Origin of the sequence: Clostridium tyrobutyricum DSM 2637 = ATCC 25755 = JCM 11008, assembly GCF_000359585.1 — a bacterium.
Classification (GTDB): domain Bacteria; phylum Bacillota; class Clostridia; order Clostridiales; family Clostridiaceae; genus Clostridium_B; species Clostridium_B tyrobutyricum.
In genome coordinates, this window is record NZ_APMH01000034.1 from 25,948 (window position 1) to 45,441 (window position 19,494).

The following is a 19,494-nucleotide window of genomic DNA, read 5'->3' on the forward strand; positions in this document are numbered from 1 at the left end:
TTATATAGTTATCATTAATATTTCTGATAAAAACCACACTAAGATAAAAAATGAGTAATTGCAATTAGATAATGATATTATCTATCTATAAAGTAGTTCGTAAATGTAAATAAAAGCGAATTAAGTGGAGGTAAAAAAATTGAAAAAGGTTGAGAATAAATATGTTAAATATAAAATATGATAAAGGAAAATTATTTTATTATGAAGAAAATAAAGAATATTTATTAGGAGATCGTGTTAGTAATAAGTATTATTTATCGGAGAATAAAGAAAAAGTTTATTTTCTAGATAATAGTATTATTTATGATAGAGGCGATTTATATGTAAAGGAATTTAATAAAGACAAAAAATTAGTAGCAAAAGATATAAGGATTTTTTATGTGAATTCTGATATGAGCGTATTTGTTTATCTTAAAAATTATGATAATAATCAAAAAAGTAAAAGGTTTCTATTAGGAGATTTATGTCTTATAGATAGTTATAAACAAGAAAAAATAATAGATTATGATGTATATTCAGAAATAGCTTTTATAGAGGACTTAAATAATACTTATAAAATACTTTATATAAAAAGACATGATTACTTAAAAAAAGATTTATTTGTCTATTATAAAAATAAAATACATTTAATTGATAAAGAAGTTAATGATTATAAAATTTTTAGGGTGAAAAATGATGGTGTGCGAATAGTTTACAGTAAGGATTATGATGATGGATTTTGTAATATATTTACATTTGAATATGGTAAAGATACTATTAAAATAGGCGACATTCCTTCATACAATTATTTTGTTAAGAATACGGGGGATGAAGTAAGATTCATAGAGAGACAACCTAATAATTTATATAATTATTATAGTGTTAGCTTTGATGATATTAAAGCTAAAAAACTAATTGATTATAATGTGAATAAATTAGTTTTCGATTTAGCTAGACGTAATAATGATACTAGAAAACCTCAAGCTACACCTGTATATAGCTCATTTGCTAATAAGATATCTTCACAGGATACATTTAAAGTATATTTCAATAAAAATTCTAGTAAAAATTCATATATTGCGTGTGAATTATCACAGAAAGCTGATTCATACAGAATAATTGAATCAAAATATCCAGATGATGATAGTGAAAATTGTGAAGTTGTCTATTCTAGAGAAAAAAAAGATGATATGTTATTAATGTTATATACTCTAGGATTGTATAGTAGTTTTTATATATTGCAGAAAAAGAAATTATTAGGATATAGTATTTATGGTATAGATATAGAAGATATAATACAATCATGTAATTATATTCACACAGGACAAAATGGAACATATTATGAAGCATTACCACCAATATCAGGAGATTTAAAGTATATAAGTTATGTTGAAAATATAAGAGATAAATTAATGTTATTTTATAAAGTTAAATATAGAAATGAATTAAAAAATATTCTTTTAAATGAATATAAAGATGAACTATTTAGTAAAGAAATTTGCTTTGCTGTAAGTAGCACATATTTAACAGATAAAAAAACAAAGCAAAAGTTTAAAGATATTTATAAAGGTGTAGAAAAAGATTTAATACTTAACAATAAAATTCCATCTAAATGGAAAAGTGAGCAAGATTTATATAAACTAGTATTAAAGTATTTTAAAAATGCTGAGATTCATTGCTCACCTAAATGGTTATCACCACAGCATCTTGATATTTATATTGAAGAATTAAATTTAGCATTTGAGTATCAAGGTATTCAACATTATCAACCTGTAAGTGTATTTGGATGGCAAAAAGCATTTACACATAGGTTACAATTAGATGAAAGAAAAAGAAAATTATGCTTGGAAAATGACGTAATACTTATTGAGTGGCAATTTGATGAAATCATATCAAAAACGACACTAAAGAATAAATTAATTAATAGTGGTGCTAATATATGTTTATATTAATGCTGTGGTAAATAATGTAATGTTATGCACAGTTAATGCGGAATCTTCTTATGTTGTGCATCAACTAAAAAACTGGACATTATAATACGTATTTTTAATTTTTAGATAGGTTATTTTGCTGTTAATATAGTATTTTCAATGGTTATACGGTATTATAAAACTAGACAAAATAATTATTATGTCCAGTTATGTGATGTTCTAAATGTGAACAAAGATATATACTTTAGAATAAAAAATAAGCAGCCAATAAGCTGCTTTAAATATTAATATGGGGAGAATTTCATCTATTATAAATCTTTATTATAAGAGAAGTTGCAAGGTTGACCTTCACAATTTAGTACTACTTCATCTTCTTCAGAGGCAAATATTTCTTTCTTATCTATAACATCTTCATATACGTTTTCTTTTAAATTTCTTTCATCTTTCATAATTAATTCCTCCATTCATTAAATTCAACGAATAATTTATGTAAATAAAATTTATAATTTAATTAATAATTATTATCTAGTAACTATTTTTATTATAACATATAAATACAATTAATCAATACTATTTTGGTATATTTTATTAAAAATGGATTCTACAAAAGTATAGTTCTGCGTAATTCATTAAATGTATAAATTTTAATTAACAAATAATATTATAATACATAGACTATTATAAATATAATAGTCTATTAATGTGTTTATTTATATGATTATATTGACATAAGATAGACAATCATATATCTTATATATAGATAGCTATCTATATATAAGAGGTGATTTTTTGAAATTAGATTATGAGTTATATGCAAAAATATTTAAAGCTTTATCTGATCAGAACAGATTAAAAATTATTGATATATTATCTTGTGGCGAAAAATGTGCCTGTAATATACTGGAAAATTTTAATTTTACACAACCAACTTTGTCGCACCATATGAAGGTGTTGATAGATTGTAAAATTGTTAAATGCAGAAAAGATGGATTATGGAGCTATTATTCATTGGATAAAAATAATACGAATAAAATAGCACTATTTTTAATGAATATTATAACGGATACAGAAGATTGTATTTGTAAAATCAATAGTAGCATTAATAAATGTGAAATACAGAATAAAAAATAAATTAATTATAAAGGGAGAGATTTATATGAAAAAAATGATAATTTTTGATCCAGCAATGTGCTGTTCTACAGGTGTATGTGGACCTTCTATAGAACCAGAATTGTTAAGGGTTTCCACTGTTATTAACACATTTCAAAAGAAAGGAATATTGGTTGAAAGGTATAATTTGACCAGTAATCCCCAGATATTTGTTGACAATAAGACCATTAATGAAATATTGAATAAAGAAGGTACAGAAATACTTCCAGTAACTATGGTAGATGGTGTAATAGTAAAGACAAAAACGTATCCGACAAATAAGGAATTTTGTGAATTACTAGGTATATCAGAAGATTATTTAAAAACTGGACTTAAGATAAAGTCTAAAGGTTGTGATTGTGGAGGAGGATGTTGTTAATGTTTAAAAAATTTAATCCTGACAGCATAAACTTAACTAAATATTTGTTTTTTACAGGTAAAGGCGGCGTAGGCAAGACTTCTACTGCTTGCGCCACTGCTGTTACCCTTGCAGATCAGGGTAAAAAAATCATGCTCATTAGTACAGATCCAGCTTCCAATTTACAGGATGTGTTTGGTACAGATCTCGATAATAAGGGAGTTGAAATTAAAGAGGTACCAAATTTGACAGTAGCAAACCTCAATCCTGAAAAGGCTGCGGAAGAGTACAGGGAAAGTGTAATAGCTCCATATCGAGGTAAGCTTCCAGAAGCAGCCGTCAAGAATATGGAAGAACAACTTTCAGGTTCTTGTACTGTGGAAATAGCAGCTTTTAATGAATTTTCAACTTTTATTACTGATGAAAAAATTGAAGAAAAATTTGATCACATAATTTTTGATACAGCACCTACAGGGCATACTTTGAGGATGCTTCAACTTCCTTCGGCTTGGAGTAATTTTATAGGAGAAAGTACTCATGGAGCTTCATGTTTAGGACAGTTATCAGGACTTGAAGATAAGAGATCATTATATAAAAACGCAGTTGAAACTTTATCGGATGGAACAACGACTACCCTTGTTCTTGTTTCAAGGCCTGAAATTACACCTCTTAAAGAAGCAGAAAGAGCATCTAAAGAATTGAGAGATATAGGTATAAATAATCAGTCAATGATTATAAATGGTGTACTTGAAATTCATGATGACAATATTTCAAACGCAATTTATTTAAAGCAGAAAAATGCTTTAGAAAATATGCCTAAAAGCTTAAAAGATCTTGAAATTTATGAAATACCACTTAGGCCATATAATGTAACAGGAATTAAAAATATAAGAGCATTTTTAAAAAAAGATAACGTTGAATATAAAGTTGCAGAATTAAATGTAAATAAAATAAATAAGCTGAAAGATATAGTTGATGATCTATACAATAATGATAAAAAGGTGATATTTACTATGGGAAAAGGTGGAGTAGGTAAAACAACAGTTGCAGCAGCTATTGCTCTCGGACTTTCAAAAAAAGGTAAAAAGGTTCATCTAACTACTACAGATCCTGCAGCACATTTAAAATTTGTCTTAGACAAAAATTATGGCATTACATTAAGTCATATTGATGAAAAAAAAGAACTTGAAAAATATAAAACAGAAGTATTAAATAATGCCAGAAAAACTATGGATGAAAGCGATATAGCATATATTGAAGAGGATTTAAGATCTCCGTGCACACAGGAAATAGCTGTATTCAGAGCTTTTGCAGATATAGTTGAGAAATCAAAGGATGAAGTTGTGGTAATAGATACAGCACCTACAGGTCATACATTATTACTATTAGATTCCACAGAAAGCTATAATAGAGAAATACAGCGTTCAGAAGGCAATATACCTCAATCTGTCAAAGATCTTTTACCTGAACTCAAAAATGCCAATGATACAGAAGTTATTATCGTAACTTTAGCTGAGGATACTCCAGTTTACGAATCCATGCGTCTCGAAGCGGATCTAGAACGTGCGGGAATTGCAAGTAAGTGGTGGGTTATAAATTCTAGTATGTATATGGCTGACGCTACAAATAGTGTACTCAAGGCTAAAGCAAGCAATGAAATACCATGGATAAACAAAGTTAATAAAATTTCCAATGGAAATTTTGCATTAATAGAATGGAAAGCAGAAGAAATTAAAGATGAAAAATTATTTGAGTTATTAGATTAAAGAAAACAGGAGGAATGTATATGAAAAGTAAATCATCTAGATTGTCATTACTTGATCGTTATTTGACGCTTTGGATATTTCTTGCTATGTTTGCAGGAATTTTGCTTGGGTGGGGTGTACCGGGTATATCAAGAGGACTATCCAGTTTGTCCGTTGGGACTACATCCATTCCAATTGCAATAGGACTTATTGTAATGATGTATCCGCCCCTTGCCAAAGTGAACTATAAAGAACTTGGAAAGGTATTTAGAAATCCTAGGGTATTATCTCTATCACTTATTCAGAACTGGATAATAGGACCTATACTTATGTTTGCACTTGCAGTAATATTTTTACATGCTTATCCTGCATATATGACAGGTCTTATCCTCATTGGAATTGCAAGATGTATTGCAATGGTCATCATATGGAACAGCCTTGCAGATGGCGATACGGAATATGCAGCTGCACTTGTAGCATTTAACTCTATATTCCAGGTTATATTTTATTCCATATATGCCTATATATTTATAACTGTACTTCCAACCTGGTTTGGACTTACCGGTTATAGTGTAGATATTTCAATGGGGAAAATAGCTTCTTCTGTTGCAGTTTACCTTGGTATTCCCTTTGCACTTGGAATGTTAACGAGATTACTGCTGGAACCTAAGATGGGTACTGAATGGTATACAAAAAAATTTATTCCTAAAATAAGTCCATTGGCCTTGATAGCATTATTGTTTACTATTGTTGTAATGTTTACTTTCAAAGGAAAGTATATTATAGAATTGCCTTTAGACGTAGTTAGAATTGCCATACCACTTGTAGTTTATTTTGCAGTTATGTTTTCAGTTTCATTTTTTATAAGTTATAAATTACGCATAGATTATAAAAAAACGGCTACACTTTCATTTACTGCTGCAAGTAATAATTTTGAGCTTGCCATAGCTGTGGCAGTTGCCGTATTTGGTATAGAGTCCAAGGAAGCTTTTACGGCAGTAATAGGGCCTTTGATTGAAGTGCCTGTAATGATAGGACTTGTAAATGTAGCATTGCACTGGGGAAAAAAGTATTTTGCATTAGAAAAGTAAGAAGCTTTAAGGGGGTATTGTTAATATGGAGTGGAAATATAAAGTATTTACGGTTGATAATTTTTTAAGTTGACAGAAGAATTTAAGTATAGAAGAATCATTAAATGAATATGGAAAAGATGGATGGGAGCTAGTAGGAATTTTACAAAATTCTTATAAAACATTAGGGAAACCATTTAAAGTTAGATAGTAATTTAATAGTGTTTAAAAAATTAGAACATAACTCATAATATAAAAATTTATCATAGGAGGAAAAAGATGAAACCAAAAGTGGCTTTTATATGTGTCCATAACTCATGTAGATCACAAATGGCTGAGGCAATAGGAAGATTATATGGAAGTGAGATATTTGATTCATACTCAGCTGGTACTGAAATCAAATCTGAAATAAATAAAGATGCAGTTAGAGTAATTAAAAAATTATATAACATTGATATAAGTGAAATTCAACATGTTAAGCTGATTGATGATTTACCTGAAATTGATATAGTAGTAAAAATGGGCTGTAATGTTGTATGTCCATTTTTACCATCTAAATATGAAGAAGACTGGGGGCTTGAAGATCCTACAGGAAAAAGCGACGAGGAATTTATTAAAACAGCTAAAATAATTGAAGAAAAGGTGAAGAGTTTAGCAAATAAAATAAGAAATAAAGAAATTAAACTATAATTATCCTACTAAATATTATAATTTTAATATTTTTAGTTCCACACAATATGTATTGTGTGGAACTCATAAAATAGACGTAAAGTCTTGATATATAAGGCTTTACGTCTGCTTTTTATATTTCAAAATACAAAATTGTATTTTTTAGTTACACATAATATAATAAATATAGATAATAAGTGTAATTTATTTGGAGGTAAAAATGGAGAGAGTAGAACCTATAAGATCGGTCAAAAAAATTAATGATTTGAAAAAGTATTTACTTGGATCAGGGAACATGAGAAATTATACTCTTGTAGTTTTAGGACTAAATTCAGCTTTAAGAGTTTCAGATATACTTAACCTAAAATGGGGGGATGTATTTGACTTTGAAGAAAATAGGTTTAAAACTCATGTCTATGTTAAAGAGAAAAAAACAGGCAAAAATAAGAAATTCCTTCTTAATCAAAACGCTACAGGAGCTATTTTAAAGTTAAAAAGAAAGCTTGGACATATAAATATATTAGATTATATTTTTAAGAGCCGAGAAGGGCAAAATAAGCCAATAACAAGATATATGGCCATTAAAATTATAAAATCATCCTGCGAAGCAGTTGGAATTAAAGAACATATTGGCTGCCATAGTCTTAGAAAAACCTTTGGATATCATTCCTGGAAAAAAGGAGTACCTATTCCAATTTTAATGGAACTCTATAACCACAGCAATCAGTCCATAACCAAATTGTATCTTGGTATAAGTCAAGATGATATAGACGATGTCTATCGTCTCATTGAATTATGAGCCATTTATAAAAGGATTATAAATGGCTCTCTGTTTATTAATATAAATTATTAAGCTTTAGTTTTACGAAATTCTATATGAAGTTCTTTACCTAGAGCTTTTGCAATTTTTTGTAAAAAATCTATACTTGGATTATAATTACCATTTTCTAGTCTAGAGATATTACTTTGTTTTATGCCAATTTTAGCTGCAAATTGTTTTTGGGTTAAATTTTGTTCATTTCGTTCCTTTATTATTTCTTTTATTATTTCATATTTAGGAGTTAGTCTATTATATTCTTTGCGAAATTCTTCATTTTGCATTTGTTTTTCAAAAAATTTGTTTAGATCACTCATTTTCATATCTCCTCTCATAGTCAGCTTTATATTTTAGAGCCTTCTGAATTTCACTCTTAGGAGTTTTATTGGCTTTTTTTATAAAACCATTTGTTAGAATTATTTTATTACCAACACGAAAAAAGTAAAATATTCTAGATATATCACTTCCCAGTTTAATTCTTAATTCAAATATTCCATCTTTAATAGGTTTTGAATGAGGTTCTCTTAAAGTTATACCAAATTGTTGTAGTATATTTAATTCGTGAAGTGCTTTTGCTCGCATTTTAATATTTAAACCTTCTAAAAATTCTTCAACTGGAGCAATACCGTCATTTGTTCTGTAAAAATCTACATTCCACATTAGTAAGCCTTTCTTGTATTTTATTGTGTCTATTTCTTAATATAAATATACCATATATGATATAAAAAATATACCATATATGATATATTTTTTAATCTTGATAAACTCACAGTAGTGTATAACCTTCATATATGGTTCAATAATAGTATAGTAATTAATTAATAGACGAGGTGATTAAGTTGGCACGAAAAACAATCAGACAGCTTGAACTTCAAGTCAAAAATGCTGAATTTATGTATAAACAAGAGCATGAAGAAAATGAACTTCTAAAGAAAGAATGGAAGGTAAAAATGTAATTTCTAAACATGAATATGACCTGTTATTGAAGGAGTATGACAACTTAAAAAACATTAAAAACAACTATGAAATGGGTTGCTTTCACACGTAATTATTATTGGTAGTTGGGCCGAATATATATATGAGAATTATTTTGATGGCTTTAGATCTAATCTAAAAACCATGGATATGGATATATAAATAAAGTATGCGAAAATAATTTTATTAATTTATTTTAAATTTTACCGTGATCTAGTGACAGCTATACTAGTAATGGGCTGTCTCAATTAACTATAATTTTATAAGACACATTAATAATATAAAAAATCATAGAAAAACGTATGTAAATCATTAAAAAAGTGTCTCACGTAATTTAATATATTTTATAATCCTTAAATGTCTATATTTTAAAGGAAATTAAGTTTATTTGTAGAATAATGTAAATAAATTAATAATATTTTAATTAAAGGATGATAAATAATGTACGATGATGTAATAAAAGAAATACCAGCAGAGTTAATGCTTTATTTAAATGAAATAGCTGAACGGCTTTGGTCTGGTCATGCGGCAGTAATGGTTGGAGCTGGATTCAGTAAGAATGCCAAAAAAGGTGATATAACAAAGAAAAAATTTTTAGATTGGACTCAATTAGGTAACGTTTTTTATGAAAAAATATATGGAACAAGGCCAAATGGAGAACAACATTATCTGAATGTTTTGAAATTAGCTAATGAGGTACAAGCTGCTTTTGGTAGATCAGTATTAGATCAAATCCTTCGTTCACAACTTCCTGATAAAGAATATAAACCATCAGAATTACATATAAAACTAATGGAATTACCCTGGACTGATGTATTTACAACGAATTATGATACATTACTTGAACGTTCTTGTGTTAATGTTACTTCACAAAAATTTGATACTGTTATTTGTAAGGAGGATTTGGTTTATTCAGAAAAACCAAGGATAATAAAGTTACATGGTAGTTTTCCATCGAAACGCCCTTTCATTATAACTGAAGAAGATTATCGCAAATATCCAAAAGACTTTGCACCATTTGTTAATACTGTCCAACAATCTCTTTTAGAAAATACATTATGTTTAATAGGTTTTTCAGGTAATGATCCTAATTTTCTTCAATGGATAGGCTGGATACAGGATAACTTAGGAAAAGAGAACTCTCCTAAGTTATATTTGATTGGTAATTTTTCACTATCGGATGCTCAAAAGAAACTTCTCGAGCAGCGAAATATTATTTTACTTGACTTTTCAGTTTGTCATGGAGTAAACAGTAGCCATGAAAAAGCATTAGAGCTTTTTTTTGACTTCTTATATTCTAAAAAGAAGATTGGAAATAATCTTGAATGGCCTAAAGAAGAGCAATTATCTCATAAAACAATAGAAAATAATCCAATTAATGAAATTAAGTTAGTCATACGAGAGTGGGAAGTAACCCGAGAAAATTATCCTAATTGGGTAATTCTACCAGAAGATCGGAGAGGAGTGTTGTGGGAAAATACCAACAGTAGTAGCTATTTAATTTATAGTCTTAGTAAGTTAGATGCACCTGATGATTTGAAATTTTTGTTCGAATTCAACTGGCGTATGGAGAGATGTTTATATCCAATTAATAATCTCTTGGGGATATACGAAAAGGTTATTGATCGCTATAATCCTTTTCCTAATGTATTAAGTATAGACAATTCAATAACTCCCCAAGATGCAGAATACAAGACTTTGCCATGGCCTGAAATTGAACAAAAATGGCTTGAACTCCTTAGTTCACTCATGCGCTCTTATAGAGAAGAAGGATTAATTGATAAGTGGAATTCGATAGATGGAAAGTTTAAAATACTTTATAAATTTTTATCAACAGAATTGGTTGCAAAACTTAGCTATGAGCGATGTCTTTGTGCTTTGTTTTTGCTAAAGATAACGGAGGTTAAAGATAGAATTAAGGAGTGGCCTGTAAATAGTTCACTTCCGTTATGGGAAGCAAAACGTGCTGGTATATTAGCTGAAATTGGAGATATTAATGCTGCTGCAAAATTGCTTGAACAATCTTTAAGTAATATTCGAAAACAGTTAAACCTGTCACCTGTATCAAATAATTATTTATTAGTATCTCAAGAATCTTATGTGATGCAATTACTGGATTATGTAAATTGTTCAATAGAGTTAAGAAATTATAATTTTGAAGGACAAAATGAGAATAGAAAAAGATTTAATGAACGTTGGAATAATCTTAAACAATACAAGTGTGATCCATGGAACGAACAAAATCTATTTGAAATTAAATTAGGACATAAGCCAGTTCCAAGTTCAAATAATAACAAAAAAAATGATTTTGATATTGGACGTGTTACGACCATCTATAATTTTAATAACATTGATGATGAAGCTTTAACAGCATATTCTTTCTTACGATATTGTGAAGAATTAGGTACTCCATTTAGGATTCAAAATACATTTTATAGTAAAAAAGCAGTTAAAGGTACACTAAAGCGAATTGTAAATAAGTTACCTTTCTGGGCTTTTGCAACGTTAATAAGATTAGGAGATGTAAAAGTTGTTAGTAATGTATTAGATCGTGAATATATCTATAAAATGGATATATCAGGTATTGACTTGTTAATTGATAATTATTTATCAGCAATAGAAAATGCTTTTCCAGATATAGCATTAGGTAATAGGTTTAAGAAAGATAATTTTGCGATTGTATTAGCTTCGGTAATACCAGAGATTTTGTCTCGACTTTGTGTTAAATGCTCAGATAATGCTAGATTTAAATTATTAGATTTTCTTAATAGAATTTATTTATCTGAAAATAAGCATAAATTTAAAAAAATTTTTAATCTTACTAAAAGATTAATATCTTCATTATCGGATAAAAAACAATATGAATTATTGCCACGATTACTTAAATTTCCCATAGTCTATGGTGATAAATTTATTGAAAAAGATTTTCCAGATCCTTTTTATTTTATATCAATTAATAATGAATTCAAAGGTAATTTTGCGAAAATAAAAATTGATAATAGTGTTGTTGGAGAATTAATTGAAAAGATTAAATCTAATAATTCAGAAAGAAAGATAGCAACAATGCGTATAGAAAAGTTATATAAGCTTGATCTTCTTAATAAAGAACAAATAGAAGCATTTTCGTGTACTTTATGGAGTCAAATAGATCAGAACTCTCATTTTCCAAAGAATACTGATTTCTATAAATTTGCATTCCTCGATTTACCTCATTCTGAAACAATTAAACCAGAGAAACTATTTAAAGAATATATATTAAAAGAGCCCTTTCCTATACAGGACTTAAGCAAAAATAAAGGTATATCAATAACAAATGGAAATATACCTTTATTTGATGAAATTATACAGGGAACAAAAAAACTATCATTAAATAATAATTATATCAAGTGGTCAGAAGATGAAGTATTAATAATTTTGGACAAATTAATTAAGTGGTGGGATTCTGACAAACACTACTTAAAAGATGATACTCCAAGAATGCTTGTTTCGCTTTCAGATGAATTCCATAATAGGTTTATGTACTTGGTAGATATTCTTTCAAATGTAATAGCACCAGTGTTATCTATTAATATTAATGAAGAAATCAAAAAAAATATTCAAAGGTTGTTTAAGGAACTTAATGAATATGAAATACCATGTTTACAAGCAAAAGCAGCATGTTTACAATTTATTGATGATAACAAGAAAAATATATATTTTGATATAGTAAATGCTATTACTTCTAAAAATCATTCCCGTATCGTTGATGCCTCATACGCTATTATAAAACTATGTGGAATTACAAATATATCCGATATATTGAAAGTAAATATCAATGATATTCTTTATCTTTTAAGTCAACAGGTTAAATGGAGAAGACGAGAGGCACTAGTTTCTACATTAAATGCAATTGATATAATTATATCCGAGTATTCACATTATTTAGATGAAAAACTTTTGTCAGATTTGCTAATAGGTTTGAAATATCTTTGTGACGAGAGCAATCCAGTATATATAGAAGTTGATGTGGATATTCTAGATATATTATCATATAGAAAGAGTAGCGCTCATCTTGCTTTTACACTATTTCAATACTTTTCTAATAAAAAAGAAGATATACCTCATATTATTATTGATTGGAAAAATATTTGTTTTGATAAAAATGAATTTGCAGAAATACGCAATCAATGGATTAAGCAATAATAATATAATTATATTAATAGGGATTAGAAATACTCTACAGTAATAAAGGTTTATAATTACATGCATTATTACCATGCTAATAATTTTAATGCAGCTAATAAGATGCCTATTTTTGTATAAATAAAATTTAAAAACCAGTAAAATAAACGACCATTTATTTTACTGGTTTTCTTTTTTTATAATAAAACAGAGAAAAGCCATTTATATAGTTAAAAAACTCAGTAAATAAATTATAGTAAATATATTGACATGCCATACCGTTTGTTTTACTATATTTAGTATAAATTATACGGAAGGATGTTAAATAATGGTATTCGGATATGCTAGAGTAAGTACTCAGGAGCAAAATTTAGATAGACAGATAGATTCTTTAAAAATATCAGGAGCAGAAGAAATAATACAAGAAAAAATTACTGGCACAAAAGCAGATAGACCTGAATTAAATAGATTACTGGACAAACTACGAAAGGGAGACATTATATTAGTATCTGATCTCACTAGATTGAGCAGGAGTACAAAAGATCTCTTTAATCTTGTAGAGCAAATTGAGAAAAAAGGTGCTAATATTAAAAGTCTGAAGGAAAGTTGGTTAGATACTACAACACCCCAGGGAAAATTGATGTTTACCTTTATGGCTGGAATAAGTCAGTTTGAAAGGGATTTAATAAGCCAAAGAACAAAAGAAGGACTTGCTGCAGCAAGAGCACGTGGTAGAAAAGGTGGAAGAAAACCAAAGCTTGATGATAATAAAAAGAAAGCAATATATGAATTGTATCAACAGAAAAAAACAACAGTAAAAAATCTATGTGCTATGTTTAATATAAGTAAACCTACTCTCTACAAAGTCATAGAACAAATTAGTAAGATGAAAGTGTCATAGTAAGATCATTAACCCAGTAGTTCATTTATAAAAGTTGTTTATATATAATACTGATAAATATGAAGTATAATAAAGATTAAGTGCTATAATGGAAAATCAATTAAACACTGGATTAATCAGGTAAAAAGAGTGGAGTGATATAATGGATAATTATATAGATGAGTATATACTTAAGAAAATTCAAGAAAGACATCATAATAATAAGGAGATGATAGAAAAATCTATTTCAGATTATGAATTATATTTTTTGAATGAATACAAAAAGGAGTATCCCTTAAGGCTTTTGTCGATCTATTACTTAATGAGGTTTAGAAACAAATTACGGCATTTGGTATTATTACCGGGTGAACATGAATACGAGAAAATTAATAGAGAAAATGAATTATTTGATGCAACTATGTCTTTATTAATCCATATAGGTAAAAGGGATTTGAAATTACAATTTCCATTAACAATAAATGTAAGCAAATTGTCACGTTACATAGATAGCCAAAATTCAAATAAGGTATCTTTCAATGTAGATAACCTATTTAGTATTATACCAGAAGAATATAAGGATACTTATGAGATAGATAATAAGATTAGAATTGAGAAAAATGACGTTCTTTATGAAGAAAAGAAGAGAAATCCCATTATAATAATGCGGGGAAGTAAAGCAACTAGACATACCATAATTAATGGCAATCATAGAATTATGCATAATTCTATGATTGGACAAAGTGTAGTAGATGGATATTATATTACAAGTGAGGAATGTTGCAAATTTGCACTAACTAAAGATTATAAAACACTTTATAAATTGATATTACATTTGATAGATAAAGTTACTGGTAGTATCAATGTTGAAAAGAATATACCTTAAACGGCCTATCTGCCTAATTTTAAAAAGGAGTGTCAACTGTTGATACTCCTTTGATTTATATTAATTGCATTAGTTTTACTATTTTTACTTTGTCTCTGATCTTTTCTAATATATTTATTATATTTAAAAATTACCTTTATATGGTATGCAATCTTCAGTACATGACACAGTTGCTGGTATTACCCCTAATTGCAAAAAATCTGCTTAAATATTCGATATTTTGTGGCTGTTTTATTGATTTAGATCCAATATATATTTAGAAAAATTTAAATCTATTAAATGGAAAAAATTTAAATATAATATGTCCTTTAATTGATTTTATATTAATCGGACCTAAATATCTACTATCATTACTCAATGGTCTATTATCACCAAGTACAAAAATAAACCCTTTTTTTATTTTAATTATTTGATTTTCATGTAAGAAAGTACCTCCATTTGTAGTAATATATTTTTTTATATAAGGTTCCTTTAATTTGTTACCATTTAGATAAATACTACCACCTCTAAGTTCTATTTTATCACCTTCAACTCCTATAATTCTTTTTATATATATATCATGATTTTTATTATTAGAATTAAAGATGATAATTTGACCTCTCTTAAAATTTTTTGTGAATAATGAAATCTTTTCAATTAGGACACTATCGTTATTATTAAGTGTAGGCATCATTGATTGGCCACTAATATGTACTGTTGAAAATATATAGATTTTAAATAGTAAAGATATAATTATAGTTATAGTTATTATTTTTACTAATTTATTTTTTCCCATAAATATACCCTGAAATTTAGACATAGTTATTTATAGCTTTTGAGACAAACCACCATTGTCAAATTCATATATATAATCGCTTAACTCATTTATATCTTGTGAAATATGACTTGTTAAAAGTATTGTCTTTCCTTTCATTTTGAGTTCAAGTAGCTTTTGTTTTATTAATTTTACACCATTTTTATCTAAACCGTTCATTGGTTCATCAAGAATTAATATTTCAGGATCTTCCATAATTGCTTGAGCAATACCTAATCTTTGTTTCATTCCTAATGAATATTTTTTTACACTTTCATGATTATCTATATCTAAATTAACGCATTTTATTGCATTTTCAATTTCTGTCTTTCCTATTTTATTATTTATACTAGCTAAAAATTTAAGATTTTCAAAGGCAGTATATTCAGGTAAAAAACCAGGATGCTCAATTAAAACACCAATATTTTCAGGGAAATCAGTATCTATTCCAATCTTTTTTCCATTAACATTAATATATCCTGATGTAGGTCTTACAAATCCACATATAATTTTGAAAAGCAGACTTTTACCAGAGCCATTTATTCCAATAAATCCATAAGACTTTCCTTTTTTTATATTTAGATTAATATTATTTAATACAATTTTGTTTTTATATTGCTTTGTTAAATTTACAATTTCTATTATATTGTCAGTAGAATTCATAAAAACACTCCTTTTTGTTATATATAATCAATATCTCTTTTTTTTATTATTAATATATTTAAAATGAAGTTTATAATTAGAAAAATGAATAGATATAAAATTGAAAATGATAAGCTAAAGCCTTCAAATCCACCTTTAAATAAATCGTGTCTTAACAGCATTTCTTGATTTATTAACATGAGCTTGTTTATTTTTTCAAATTGTGGTGTAATTACAGTAATGATGCAAATTAATATACCAATTATGGCTGCATGATTTGAATTAAAAAAAACATTATATATATTATTTATAAAACTTATTAGGCATATCATCGTAAAAACATTTAATATGATTATATAAGTCATTATTAAGTATTGATTTATACCAATAGTCAATTGATTGTAATTATTTATTGAAATGTTAGTATTTATAAATGCATTAACTCCCATCTTAATAAAAAGTGCAATCAATGAAGATATAAATAATATTAAATAATACTTTATAATAATAATCCAAATAGTAATATTACAAGATATAATCCAGTCCGACTTTTTTTTTATTCTAGGTAATATTAAAATAGTTGTTTTTTTTAGCTTATCTATAATAGAACTGTTTATTAAATAAATAAGTAATATGTTTGGTAATATCCATATGGCAAATAATGAAAAATCCTTAACAATATCAAAATTTGAATTTAAGCCACCAAATATTAATATTAATACATCACCCATTAAAAAATATCCTGGTTTTTGAAGTCCTACAATACTTAATTTTATATAAGTTATCATTATTGATGTAATTACTAAAACTACCATATATTCCTTATTGATTGTACCTTTTAAATTTATTTTTATCAATCTTTTAATCAAATTTAATCACTGACCTTTTATTAATTATTACATTAATTACTATTAACATAATTAAAAATATTAAACTAACTATAAATGACCGTGATAGTGTAATATTATAAGGAGTATTGTTGTCAAACTTGTGAAAGCTTATAATAGCTATTGTATTCAATGTAATATAGTTTATTATTTTAAATATTCCTAATGTTAAGTTATACATATAATTAATTATACTCATAAAGATATATATAATTATAATTAGATTGCAAACGTAAATATTATATATATAATTTGTTAGCATATCTTTAAAACTAATAATTATGGCTGTAGCTATATAAATCTCTAAAAATGAAATTATAGTGGACTGCATGGGTGTTAGTGAAAATACAAAATTGCTTAAATATAATGGATTCACAGGATTTATATTCATAATTGTTGAGCTCCAATGTCCTTCAAAACCAAAAAAAGTATAACTCATTAGAAATGCTGACAAAAAAAATATAAATAAAAGTAATAGACCTATAAGTAAGCTTGAAAGTAGTTTACTTATTATCAATATAATCTTTTTTTTGCTCCTTGCAATTAGATATTGATAGTGCCCAGTTTTACCATTGATAATTGAAGTTATAATTATTACTAATGGCAAATAAACACATAATACTATCATAGGATAAGTTATAACCTTAAAAAAGCCATCCCAAATATTAATATCTAAATTATATTTTAAACTTAATTCATTTAAGGACTCTATAATTTTATAAGAAATGAATAAAAAAAACATTGTACTAAAAAGTATTATTTTTTTTATTCTACATACTGTTAAATTTAATTTAATCAAATTTAATACAGTACATTTTTTAAAAGTATTATTCATAAATATTCCTCTTTCGTGATTTTAAAATAAATATGGCAGATGAAAAGAATGTAATAAATATAAGTTCTACTAGAATTTCATTAAGTGTTACATTAGGGGTTAAATAAAATTGGTTTATTGATGTAGGTAAATATGATTGTACATTAAAAAATTGTAATATTAAATCTGCGCCAATCCAAAATAAGAAAGGTGAAATCATTATTGCAATTGTGTTTTTTATAATTGAAGATATTGCTAATGCGATACTGGAATATGCAAAGCCAAATATAAAGTTAATAATTATATGTACTAATGCATATAGATAGAAATTATATATAAGCAAATTTGCAAAAACACCACCATATGCACCCTTTCCAAAGAAATCATTTATACTTCCACTAAAGAATATACTCACAATTATCGTTAAAATAATCAGTGGAAATGAAACAGCTACACCACCTGCTAATCCATTAGCAAGTAATTTTGTAAATAAATATTTTTTATGATTAGTTCTTATATCAATATATTTAACCATCCCATTTTTTATATCTTCTAAATATGATAATGAATACGGTAGTGCAGCAATAATTGGCATTAAAGGTGTATATAAAGTTAATGACTTAAACCAAACTGAATACATATTAAGTCCGTCTTGAACTATTTTTCTAGCGCTAGCCTGAAGAGCTGGTGATTGAATATCAGGAGCGTTATAATCAAAAAAAAGAAACTTATGGATTGCATTATATCCACTTAGAAGTTCTATCAATAGTCCTATAAAAATAATGATTAAAAATTTTTTCCTTAAAAGTGCTCTTTTTAATTCGATTTTTAACATAAATTGCTCCTTTTCTTAATAAAAATTTATATGTTTTTATATAAATGATTGCCTCATATATTTCTAACTATTTGGTTACTAATAACATAAGGTAAAAAGAATACCACTTATTGAGGTATCTTTTTACCATATATTTATTTAGAATTTATGATTACAAAATTTGGGCAATTTTTTAAATGTTTATAATATTATAGTTTATATGTTTCTAATACAATATTTACATAATAATTATTTTTAAGCTTATAAAGCTTGTCTTAACATGTACTATAAAAATTATCAACTATTTTTTTGAATTTATATCTATATATCCATATGCTGATCTAGAAGTTGTTTCAAAATAATCATTTGATCCCATTAAAGTATAGTAATAGGAATAACTCATAGTGCTATTTACAAAATTTGTATAGCCAGTACCTTGACGAACCAATGTTTCACCGGTTCTTGGAGAAATATTTGAATTAAGCATTTGAGCAACCATGTAATAAGATGGTCCATTTACTATACGAGTTAATGAAATTTTCCCAGAGTTGGAATTAGTGCAATAATAGCTTCTTCCCATGGTAGGATTTTCAATAGCTGGCAATGTTAAAGACCAAGTATCTGCATGTACAGTTTTAGGACTAGAAAAAGCAGTAATGGCTACAAAAGTTAATACCATTATTAACGACAAATAAATTTTTTGCATGTTGTTCTTTCTAAAGCATGTTGACAATTTAATCAAATTCACTTTAATCTCCCCTTTTTTTACATTATTTGTAGAGTTACATATCAAACATACCATAAAATAGTAAATAAGGCAATAATTTTTTAATAATTTTTTAACAATTTATTAACTGATAAAATTGAAAATTTTTCGTATTAAGAATTATATAATATATAGACAAATGTTACGTAATATATTATACT

18 protein-coding genes are annotated in these 19,494 nt (G+C 26.7%); 11 read left to right on the forward strand and 7 right to left on the reverse strand.

The window, feature by feature from the left end:
- The first annotated feature begins 161 nt into the window (after positions 1–161).
- Positions 162–1,931: a hypothetical protein gene (locus tag J418_RS0112860; protein ID WP_017895810.1), complete on the forward strand. Its 1,770-nt coding sequence runs from the start codon at positions 162–164 to the stop codon at positions 1,929–1,931.
- Between the two features lie 287 nt (positions 1,932–2,218).
- Here J418_RS0112860 and J418_RS16645 read toward each other — a convergent pair whose 3' ends face one another.
- A complete protein-coding gene (locus J418_RS16645; protein WP_017895811.1) occupies positions 2,219–2,359 on the reverse strand; it encodes a hypothetical protein in 141 nt (46 codons plus the stop codon).
- 340 nt (positions 2,360–2,699) lie between these two features.
- Between J418_RS16645 and J418_RS0112870 the strand changes: the two genes are divergently transcribed.
- The 7 genes from J418_RS0112870 to J418_RS0112895 all read left to right on the forward strand — a co-directional run bounded on the left by J418_RS0112870 (position 2,700) and on the right by J418_RS0112895 (position 7,700).
- Positions 2,700–3,041 carry an ArsR/SmtB family transcription factor gene (locus J418_RS0112870; protein WP_017895812.1) on the forward strand — a complete coding sequence of 114 codons (342 nt, stop codon included), beginning with the start codon at positions 2,700–2,702 and terminating at the stop codon, positions 3,039–3,041.
- A gap of 25 nt (positions 3,042–3,066) precedes the next feature.
- Positions 3,067–3,438 carry an arsenite efflux transporter metallochaperone ArsD gene (arsD, locus tag J418_RS0112875; RefSeq protein ID WP_017895813.1) on the forward strand — a complete coding sequence of 124 codons (372 nt, stop codon included), beginning with the start codon at positions 3,067–3,069 and terminating at the stop codon, positions 3,436–3,438.
- Positions 3,438–5,183, forward strand: a complete 1,746-nt coding sequence (arsA, locus tag J418_RS0112880; protein WP_017895814.1) for an arsenical pump-driving ATPase — start codon at positions 3,438–3,440, stop codon at positions 5,181–5,183. Before arsD ends, arsA begins: the two co-directional genes overlap by 1 nt.
- A 20-nt stretch (positions 5,184–5,203) precedes the next feature.
- Positions 5,204–6,253, forward strand: coding sequence for an ACR3 family arsenite efflux transporter (gene arsB, locus J418_RS0112885; RefSeq protein ID WP_017895815.1), 1,050 nt, complete (start codon positions 5,204–5,206; stop codon positions 6,251–6,253).
- Between the two features lie 88 nt (positions 6,254–6,341).
- The gene (locus tag J418_RS17135; RefSeq protein ID WP_235807020.1) at positions 6,342–6,443 is read left to right on the forward strand and encodes a DUF4177 domain-containing protein; all 102 of its coding nucleotides are present in this window, start codon (positions 6,342–6,344) and stop codon (positions 6,441–6,443) included.
- A gap of 68 nt (positions 6,444–6,511) precedes the next feature.
- Entirely contained in the window at positions 6,512–6,922 is a 411-nt protein-coding gene (locus tag J418_RS0112890) for an arsenate reductase ArsC (protein ID WP_017895816.1), read from the forward strand.
- 199 nt (positions 6,923–7,121) lie between these two features.
- A complete protein-coding gene (locus J418_RS0112895) occupies positions 7,122–7,700 on the forward strand; it encodes a tyrosine-type recombinase/integrase (RefSeq protein ID WP_017895817.1) in 579 nt (192 codons plus the stop codon).
- Between the two features lie 50 nt (positions 7,701–7,750).
- On the opposite strand, the gene J418_RS0112900 is transcribed toward J418_RS0112895, so the two are convergent.
- The gene (locus J418_RS0112900) at positions 7,751–8,035 is read right to left on the reverse strand and encodes a helix-turn-helix domain-containing protein (RefSeq protein WP_017895818.1); all 285 of its coding nucleotides are present in this window, start codon (positions 8,033–8,035) and stop codon (positions 7,751–7,753) included.
- The gene (locus J418_RS0112905) at positions 8,028–8,378 is read right to left on the reverse strand and encodes a type II toxin-antitoxin system RelE/ParE family toxin (RefSeq protein WP_017895819.1); all 351 of its coding nucleotides are present in this window, start codon (positions 8,376–8,378) and stop codon (positions 8,028–8,030) included. Before J418_RS0112905 ends, J418_RS0112900 begins: the two co-directional genes overlap by 8 nt.
- A gap of 756 nt (positions 8,379–9,134) precedes the next feature.
- On the opposite strand from J418_RS0112905, the gene dsr2 reads away from it, so the two are divergent.
- The 3 genes from dsr2 (at position 9,135) to J418_RS0112925 (ending at position 14,617) form a co-directional block, all read left to right on the forward strand.
- On the forward strand, positions 9,135–12,875 hold the full coding sequence (gene dsr2 / locus J418_RS0112915; RefSeq protein WP_017895821.1) for an anti-phage defense-associated sirtuin Dsr2: 3,741 nt from the start codon (positions 9,135–9,137) through the stop codon (positions 12,873–12,875).
- A 307-nt stretch (positions 12,876–13,182) separates the two neighbouring features.
- Positions 13,183–13,755, forward strand: a complete 573-nt coding sequence (locus J418_RS0112920; protein ID WP_017895822.1) for a recombinase family protein — start codon at positions 13,183–13,185, stop codon at positions 13,753–13,755.
- A gap of 142 nt (positions 13,756–13,897) precedes the next feature.
- Positions 13,898–14,617, forward strand: a complete 720-nt coding sequence (locus J418_RS0112925) for a hypothetical protein (protein ID WP_017895823.1) — start codon at positions 13,898–13,900, stop codon at positions 14,615–14,617.
- A 256-nt stretch (positions 14,618–14,873) separates the two neighbouring features.
- On the opposite strand, the gene lepB is transcribed toward J418_RS0112925, so the two are convergent.
- The 4 genes from lepB to J418_RS0112955 form a co-directional block, all read right to left on the reverse strand.
- Positions 14,874–15,392 (reverse strand): signal peptidase I, encoded by a 519-nt coding sequence (gene lepB, locus J418_RS0112930; protein WP_026142661.1) that lies wholly within the window; start codon positions 15,390–15,392, stop codon positions 14,874–14,876.
- Between the two features lie 30 nt (positions 15,393–15,422).
- Positions 15,423–16,073, reverse strand: coding sequence for an ABC transporter ATP-binding protein (locus tag J418_RS0112935; protein ID WP_017895825.1), 651 nt, complete (start codon positions 16,071–16,073; stop codon positions 15,423–15,425).
- Positions 16,074–17,766: 1,693 nt separating this feature from the next.
- Positions 17,767–18,588, reverse strand: a complete 822-nt coding sequence (locus J418_RS0112950; protein ID WP_017895828.1) for a hypothetical protein — start codon at positions 18,586–18,588, stop codon at positions 17,767–17,769.
- 280 nt (positions 18,589–18,868) lie between these two features.
- Entirely contained in the window at positions 18,869–19,315 is a 447-nt protein-coding gene (locus tag J418_RS0112955) for a hypothetical protein (RefSeq protein ID WP_017895829.1), read from the reverse strand.
- Positions 19,316–19,494: the final 179 nt, after the last annotated feature.

Excerpts from the sequence above, each read along its gene's own strand:
- J418_RS0112860 (WP_017895810.1), top strand. The coding sequence starts at position 162 with ATGTTAAATATAAAATATGATAAAGGAAAATTATTTTATTATGAAGAA.
- J418_RS16645 (WP_017895811.1), bottom strand. The coding sequence starts at position 2,359 with ATGAAAGATGAAAGAAATTTAAAAGAAAACGTATATGAAGATGTTATA.
- arsD (WP_017895813.1), top strand. The coding sequence starts at position 3,067 with ATGAAAAAAATGATAATTTTTGATCCAGCAATGTGCTGTTCTACAGGT.
- arsA (WP_017895814.1), top strand. The coding sequence starts at position 3,438 with ATGTTTAAAAAATTTAATCCTGACAGCATAAACTTAACTAAATATTTG.
- arsB (WP_017895815.1), top strand. The coding sequence starts at position 5,204 with ATGAAAAGTAAATCATCTAGATTGTCATTACTTGATCGTTATTTGACG.
- J418_RS0112890 (WP_017895816.1), top strand. The coding sequence starts at position 6,512 with ATGAAACCAAAAGTGGCTTTTATATGTGTCCATAACTCATGTAGATCA.
- J418_RS0112895 (WP_017895817.1), top strand. The coding sequence starts at position 7,122 with ATGGAGAGAGTAGAACCTATAAGATCGGTCAAAAAAATTAATGATTTG.
- J418_RS0112900 (WP_017895818.1), bottom strand. The coding sequence starts at position 8,035 with ATGAGTGATCTAAACAAATTTTTTGAAAAACAAATGCAAAATGAAGAA.
- J418_RS0112905 (WP_017895819.1), bottom strand. The coding sequence starts at position 8,378 with ATGTGGAATGTAGATTTTTACAGAACAAATGACGGTATTGCTCCAGTT.
- dsr2 (WP_017895821.1), top strand. The coding sequence starts at position 9,135 with ATGTACGATGATGTAATAAAAGAAATACCAGCAGAGTTAATGCTTTAT.
- J418_RS0112920 (WP_017895822.1), top strand. The coding sequence starts at position 13,183 with ATGGTATTCGGATATGCTAGAGTAAGTACTCAGGAGCAAAATTTAGAT.
- J418_RS0112925 (WP_017895823.1), top strand. The coding sequence starts at position 13,898 with ATGGATAATTATATAGATGAGTATATACTTAAGAAAATTCAAGAAAGA.
- lepB (WP_026142661.1), bottom strand. The coding sequence starts at position 15,392 with ATGGGAAAAAATAAATTAGTAAAAATAATAACTATAACTATAATTATA.
- J418_RS0112935 (WP_017895825.1), bottom strand. The coding sequence starts at position 16,073 with ATGAATTCTACTGACAATATAATAGAAATTGTAAATTTAACAAAGCAA.
- J418_RS0112950 (WP_017895828.1), bottom strand. The coding sequence starts at position 18,588 with ATGTTAAAAATCGAATTAAAAAGAGCACTTTTAAGGAAAAAATTTTTA.